The 7,236-nt window shown below is 67.7% G+C and carries 6 protein-coding genes; 5 read left to right on the forward strand and 1 reads right to left on the reverse strand.

The genetic code is table 11. The annotated features are described in order from the left end of the window. Positions 1–154 precede the first annotated feature (154 nt). From ACH4J0_RS42425 to ACH4J0_RS42445, 5 genes are all read left to right on the forward strand, one after another. Positions 155–529: a helix-turn-helix domain-containing protein gene (locus ACH4J0_RS42425; RefSeq protein WP_396246535.1), complete on the forward strand. Its 375-nt coding sequence runs from the start codon at positions 155–157 to the stop codon at positions 527–529. Continuing rightward, positions 526–2,979, forward strand: coding sequence for a site-specific integrase (locus ACH4J0_RS42430; RefSeq protein WP_396246536.1), 2,454 nt, complete (start codon positions 526–528; stop codon positions 2,977–2,979). Before ACH4J0_RS42425 ends, ACH4J0_RS42430 begins: the two co-directional genes overlap by 4 nt. Beyond that, complete coding sequence (locus ACH4J0_RS42435) at positions 2,966–3,451, forward strand: hypothetical protein (RefSeq protein WP_396246537.1); 486 nt, start codon at positions 2,966–2,968, stop codon at positions 3,449–3,451. The genes ACH4J0_RS42430 and ACH4J0_RS42435 overlap by 14 nt, the downstream gene beginning before the upstream one ends. Before the next feature lie 71 nt (positions 3,452–3,522). Continuing rightward, positions 3,523–4,092, forward strand: a complete 570-nt coding sequence (locus ACH4J0_RS42440) for an SMI1/KNR4 family protein (protein ID WP_396246538.1) — start codon at positions 3,523–3,525, stop codon at positions 4,090–4,092. A gap of 183 nt (positions 4,093–4,275) precedes the next feature. After that, entirely contained in the window at positions 4,276–6,768 is a 2,493-nt protein-coding gene (locus ACH4J0_RS42445; protein WP_396246539.1) for a tyrosine-type recombinase/integrase, read from the forward strand. A gap of 23 nt (positions 6,769–6,791) precedes the next feature. On the opposite strand, the gene ACH4J0_RS42450 is transcribed toward ACH4J0_RS42445, so the two are convergent. Continuing rightward, positions 6,792–7,067, reverse strand: coding sequence for a hypothetical protein (locus ACH4J0_RS42450; RefSeq protein ID WP_396246540.1), 276 nt, complete (start codon positions 7,065–7,067; stop codon positions 6,792–6,794). Positions 7,068–7,236 lie beyond the last annotated feature (169 nt).

The following is a 7,236-nucleotide window of genomic DNA, read 5'->3' on the forward strand; positions in this document are numbered from 1 at the left end:
ACAGGCACGTCACCATCAACGCTCCACGACCCGCTCCGGACACCGCCTCCGTGCCGAATCACCTCAACGAAGCACCTGCGAAAGACAGGACTAGGTAGCGCACCTGGGCAGCCTAGAGGTCAGGGGAGACGTTGCGCTTCAGCTGGGGCTGTGGGTGGATGACAGATCCCGTGCTGACCCGACAGTTAGCGTGCTGGGCCACACTCACCACGCTTCGTGCTGGGACGCCTGTGCCGCCAACTATCAGCTCCAACCGCCAACTATCGCTTTCGGTCACAGGATCACCCTGTCGTCGAGCCAGGTCTACCGGCTCGTCGTCGAGCGACCGGAGCGACTGAGCCTGAAGATCCTCATGGCCCTGCTCGACATCCTGGACTGCACGATGGACGACCTCATCGAGCCCATCACCGTGGCCGGAGCCGTGAAGAAGCCGAAGAAGGCCACCGCCAGCGGCGGCGGGGAACCCGCGGAAGGGCTCGGCGGACTGCGGCCGAAGCGGGCCAGGATCAGGGGTGTTGACCGGCCGTGACCACCGCTGACCATCACGGGCGCGCCGTCACCGACCCGATCGGCCTGATGACCGATCTGATCACCGACGTCGAGAAGGGACTCGGGCCCGCCGTCATCGCGGCCGTGGTCACCGCGGTCGCGGGCGGCCGGGCGAAGTCGCGTCGCCTCGCGCAGGCCCTGGCGATGCGGCCCGCCGTCCTCACGGACGGCCGATCCCCGGCACCGCGGGCCATCGGCGACCTGCTCATCGAACTCCGCAATGCCGGCGCATCGGCGATCTCGCCACCGGTCTGCGCCGAGTGCGGCAAGAACCTACGGACCCTCCAGCGCCAGGGCCAGGACTGGTACTGCTCGGTCTGCGGCCAGGAGACCGCGGAATGCGCCGCCTGCGGCAACACCCGGCGCCTGGCCTTCCGGGACCGCAAGGGCCTGCCCCGCTGTTCGATGTGTCCCGACGCCGACGACCGCAACCCGGTCGACGTCGTCCACAAAGTGATCGTCGCAATCGCCCCGGACGCCGACCATGACGTGATCGCCGAAGCCCTCCACCGGTCAGTGCCCACCCGCCCCGCCTACCGGCGGAGGCTGGTATGGGCTCTGGAGGACAACCCCCGTCTGCTGACCGGCGAGGGCTACCTCGCGCCGCACCGCGCCATCCTGCAGTTCATCGACCTGCTGCACGAGGCAGGCGTCGCCGGGATCGTCCGGCCCGCATGTCCCCGCTGCTACCGGGTCGTCCGCATCGACAAGCCGCTGGACGGGCAGCGGGTCTGCCGCAACTGCATCGCCAAGTCCCGTGTCGAGGAATGCGCACGCTGCGGTGCCCGACGCGAACCGGCGACCCGTGACGAGCACGGGCGTCCGCTGTGTCCGAACTGCCTGGTCACCGACCCCGCGAACACCGAGGCCTGCATCAGCTGCGGCGAACGACGGCGAGTGCAGACCCGCACGGCCGACGGTCCCCTCTGCCCCAACTGCTGCCCGCTGCCCGTGCTGGCCTGCTCGCTCTGCGGCCGCACCGCACCCTGCACGCTCTCCAAGCTGACCGGCCTGCCCCGGTGCGGCGGCTGCGACAGGCGCCAAGCCCGCTGCACCGTCTGCGGACGGCTCCGCGGCATCCACTCCGGCACCGCCGACACCCCCATCTGCGGCCCGTGCACCACACCGGACGCGGAACTCTGGCGCCCCTGTCCCACCTGCGGCGAAGCCGAGCGGCTACGAGCTCCAGGACCGTGCCCTCGTTGCACCCTCAAGCAGCGGCTCCACGATCTCCTGGCCGATGACGCGGGCGCCATACCGCCGAAGCTCCAAGCCCTCCACGACGCCCTGACCGGCGCCGAACGCGCCGGCACCGCGATGCGCTGGCTCTCCAAGGGCATCGTCTCCACCGTCCTGTCGGATCTCGCTTCCGGGCGCCGGCCCATGAGCCACGAGGCCCTGGACGAACTCCCGGAAGGCAAGGTCGTTGAGCACATCCGCAGCGTGCTCGTGGCTACCGAGGCCCTTCCGCAGCGGGACGAGCAGATGGTTCGCCTCGAACGACTCGTGAAGGATCTCGTCGCCTCCCACGCAACCGTCGAGGGGCGCAAGATCCTGCACCGATACGCGACCTGGCATCTGCTGCGGCGCCTTCGCCGCCGCAACCGCGGCAAGGGCATCACGCACACCCAGCTCACCGTCGTCCGCCAGCATCTGCGGGCAGCCGTCCACCTCCTCAACTGGCTCGACGACCAGAACCTGACCCTTGCCACCTGCCGCCAGATCGACCTCGAACGCTGGATGACCAGCGACAACGTGCGCCACCGCCGGGAAGCAGGCAACTTCGTGCGCTGGGCCCTCTCCCAGAAGATCGCCCGCGACCTCAGCTTCCCGGCCGTGAGATGGAACGGCCCCTCCCGGCCCATGGACGACGAGGCCCGCTGGGCCACAGCCCGCCGTCTCCTGCACGACGACACCATCCGGACCGAAGACCGCCTCGCCGGCCTGCTGTTGCTCCTTTATGCCCAGTGGCCCGCAGCGATCTCTCGTCTGACCGTTGACGACATCGAGCAGGCTGATGGAGCGGTCCGCATCCGACTCGGCGATGTCCCGGTCGAACTGCCGGAAATCGTCGCCGAGTTGGCTGTTCGGCAGGTCTCGGTTCGACGCAGTCACGCCGTCCTCGGACGCACGGATTCGCCCTGGCTGTTCCCCGGCGGCCAGCCCGGCCGCCCGATCAGCGTCTGGGCCATGGGCGAACGCCTCCGCAAACTCGGCATCCGACTCGCCGAGACCCGCTCGACCGCCCTGTTCCAGCTCGCCACCGAGCTGCCCGCCGCGGTCCTCGCCCGAACCCTCGGCATCGACATCACCGTCGCCGTGAAGTGGCAGCGAGCTGCCGCCGGCGACTGGGGGGCCTACGCCGCGCAGGTCAGCCACCGCATCACCCATTCCCACCAGCGAGGAGACAATGAGCATGCCCCTCGATGACCAGCACGTCCTGGCTCTGCTGAAGCAGCTCGACGACCCCGACCACATGGAGTTCCCTCAGAACTACGACCACGCCGCGACCCGGACCCGATTCGACCGGCTCGCAGCCAATCTCGACCAGCGATTCCACTGCACCTGCGTCGTCGATCGAGGCGTCCAGGACGCGAACCACCACGGGACGATCGTCATCCCCACCCTCGCATCGGCCAGCGGCGACCACATCACCATCACGATCAGCAACTACGGCAACCTGGCCGCTGTGACGCTGGGGAACCCCGGCAGCTACGACGAGGAAGAAGAGCACATCCTCTTCGAGGCCGCCGACCGTCGCCGCGTCGGCGATGAACTCGAAGCACTCGGCTACATCACCGTCTCCGAGCACCTGCTCTGGGCCCGCTACGACGGCGTCAGCAGCCTCAACTCCTGCTTCGGGCCACAGACCTGGTGGGACCGATTCTTCGACTACACCTGAGCCAAGCTTCCCAGAGATCTCACCACCTCGGCGACCAACCGACCGTTCCCACCCAAACGAGAGGCGCGACCATGTCCGACCATCTTCCTGCAGTCTTCACGATGCTCGGGCCAGGGGGTCGACGCTTCGCCGATCCCGAGAGCTGGACACGTCTGGAATCGGAGATCGGCACTGAACTCCCTTCGGAATACAAGGAGTTCGTCGATGAGTACGCGCCGATCAAGGTCAACGGCCACCTCTACTTCAATCACCCAGCAACCACATGGTGGAACCTCCTTGACGAGATCCGACTGACCGAGCAAGCCTTCCGCGACGCCGACTGGGACGGCCTTCCGCACCCCGACACCGGAGCCGACGGCGTCCTGATTCCTGCCCTGTCGACGGACTTCGGGTTCCACGTCTTCCTCCGCCGCAGTCCCCAGACACCCGACTGGAGTGTCGTCGTGCACAACCGGGACGAGGGCGGGTACTGGGAACACGCCATGGGCTTCGCCGAGTGGCTTCACCGGCACCTCGCCGGCGAGGAGGTCATCCACCCCAATGGGACGTACTTCCATCCGGGACCGGTCAAGCTCGAACGTCCGCCCCTGAGTCCGGAAGATCGACCGGAGTCCTGGCACGGACCCGATCGCGGGATGTGAGGCCGAGGCATTCGGAGAGTTCCAATACCCGACTCCACCATTAGCCCCGCGCCAGGACGAAGTCGTCGCCCAGGTACTGGCCCACCACGCTCGCCGGACCGACCAGCGCACCGAGCCCGTGCCGCCGCCTCCGGCACCGGGCTACGATCCTCAGACCCTGGACGTCCTGTTCGGATGGTCATCATGACCGTCACCAAGAAGCACTCGACGCGCCCGCCGCTGCAGGCCACGAACGCGACCGCTGAGCAGGCACGAGCGCGGAACAGCGTGCTACGAGAACGATTCCCGCCCCGAGCCGCCGAAGTCCACTGGCCAACGACCGGCCAACTGGCCGAGGAGGTCTTGCAGCGGCTGACCGCGCCACCGTTCCTGCCAGCGGCTAAGGCCACCAGAGCTGGCCGTCGGCGCGGTGTGACGAAGACGTTGGAGTGGCTCGCGAGCATTCCTGGAGACACCTGGCAAGAACGGTGGACAAGCAGCGGCGCCGAGCACCTTCCCGGCGCGGACTGGACGGAGCTCCCACTGCGCTTCCTGAGCCAGCAGGCCGGGTCGCCGCCGTCGTACGTCCGCGCCGACCTGTCCACCGGGTTGCTGATGCTGATCGCCGGTGATGTGATCCGTCCCAGCCTGCCCTGGATGCTCACCCGCACCCACCGATACCTGGCCACCATCATGGCCGAGGTCCGTGACCCCGACGGGTTCGAGCAGTTGGTGCAGATGGCCGCCGCGCAACCGCACTCCAGCAAAGACGCCCAGATCGCAGCGACCCGGATCGCCGTCCTCCTGGCCTGCAAAGGCGGGCTCATCCGGGACATCACCGTTGGGGACTGCGTGGAGCTGTTCGACACCCAACGCCGGGTCCACGTCCGCGGCGGACAGCACAAGGTCGACCTCTACCTGCGGCTGCGGACTCTGGGCATCTTCCCCGAAGACGCCCCGGCCACGATCCGGGCGTTCGGACAGGCCCTGGGCCAGCTGACCATCGAGGAGCTCGTGGACCGCTACCCGATCCGGTGCCGCCCGATCCGGGATCTGCTGGTCGACTACCTCCGCGAGCGGCAGCCCTCGCTGGACTTCGCCAGCTTGGACGCGATCTCGCGGACGTTGGCAGGGCTGTTCTGGACGCGGGTCGAAGCGCTGTCGCCGGGCATCGACACGCTCTTGCTGCCGCCGACGCTGGCCCGCGCCTGGAAGGAAGACCTGAGCACCAAGCGACGCACCACCACCGGTCCCGACGGGACGACGGTCGAGATCGCCAGCCCCCGGCTCAACGCCAAGGACGAGCTGATGCGGGTGCGAGCCTTCTATCTCGACCTCGCCCACTGGGCCACGGAGGAACCGGCTCGCTGGGGACCGTGGGTCGTCCGCTGCCCGATCAGCGATGACGAGATCCGCAAGGCCAAGGAGCGCAAGCACCGCAAGGCACGGATGGATCAGCGCACCCGCGAGCGCCTTCCCGTGCTCCCCGTGCTGGTCAGCACCGCCAACCGCCGCAGGCTCGCGGCCGCCGAGTTGCTCCGGACTGCGCAGGCCACCGAGCCAGGGACGGTGATCCCCGGCACAGAGGGATCGCTTCGCCGAGCCGTCACGTCCAAGGCCGCGGGACACCTTCCTTGGGCCGAGGAGACTGCCACCGGGCGACGCCGGAACCTCTCCTTCGAGGAGGAGGAAGCATTCTGGGCGTTCGCCGCCGTCGAGGTGCTTCGCCTGACGGGCATCCGCAACGAAGAACTCTTGGAGCTGACCCACCACAGCATCACCCAATACCGGCTCCCGGCCACCGGCGAGATCGTTCCGTTGCTCCAGATCGCCCCGTCCAAGACCGACACCGAGCGCCTCCTGCTGGTCAGCCCGGAACTGGCGGACGTCCTGTCAGCCATCGTCCGCCGGCTACGCGGCCCCGCCGGAGCGATCCCGCTGGCGCCGTTCTACGACGTCCGTGAGAAGGTCTGGAACCCGCCGATGCCACTGCTGTTCCAGCGGCAGATCGGAACCGAGCACCAAGCCTTCACCCCCACGTTCCTGCGCACGCTGCTGATCGGCGCGATCGCGGCCACCGGGCTCACCGACTCCGCCGGCGCACCGCTCACGATCTCCCCGCACGACTTCAGGAGGATCTTCGTCACTGACGCCATCATGAACGGCCTCCCACCGCACATCGCCCAAGTGATCTGCGGGCACAAGAACATCGATACAACGATGGGCTACAAAGCCGTCTACCCGGCCGAGACGATCGAGGCGCACAGGGCGTTCATCGCCCGCCGCCGGTCCACCCGGCCCAGCGAAGAATACCGAACTCCCACCGAGGAGGAGTGGGATGCCTTCCTCGCGCACTTCGAGAAGCGCAAGGTGTCCATCGGCACCTGCGGCCGCGCATTTTCCACCCCGTGTGTTCATGAGCACGCTTGTGTCAGATGTGCACTCCTCAGGCCGGACCCGGACCAACGCTCCCGCATCGAGGAGATCCGCGACAACCTCATCGCCCGTATCGCCGAAGCCGAACGCGAAGGCTGGCTCGGCGAGGTCGAAGGACTCAAGGTCAGCCTTGCCGGCGCCGAGGACAAGCTCGCCCAGGTCGACGCACTCGTCAAGAGACAGTCGATCGCTGTCGAACTCGGTATGCCGGGCGTCCGCCAGCCGGCAGGCACCACAGAGGCCAGGAGAGCATCGCCGTGATCGAAGCAAGTGGCGAACGAAGATCAAAACGGAACAGTCAACCTGGCTTCGCGCAGCTGGGAGAGGGCGGCGGACATGCACTGCTGCACGGTTCTCCCATCAGCGCGCATGCCGTGCTCCAGGGGACCTCCGCTGGCGGCGAACGTCCACGCTGGCGCGTTATCAGCCACCCGCTCCGCGTCCACCCTGATCATGGCATTCACGCCCTGCTCGCCCAGCCATTCCAGGATGAGCAGCGTCACGTCCTCGATGCCACCATCCTGGTCGATCTTTGGCCAGCGGCCCTGGTTTCCTGTCATTGCCCAGACTCTACCGAGGGGTCCGAAGCGGTCGGCGTCCAGCGGTCAGGCTGGGAGGATCAGCGCCTGGTTTCCATTGAGGAAGTTTCATCGTGATTGGTGCAGGTCACCGGCCCTGGTGTGACGAGTCGTTGGGTTGCTCGCGCAGTTCATCATGGTGATCGTCGCG

Source organism: Kitasatospora sp. NPDC017646 (assembly GCF_044329365.1).
GTDB lineage: Bacteria > Actinomycetota > Actinomycetes > Streptomycetales > Streptomycetaceae > Kitasatospora.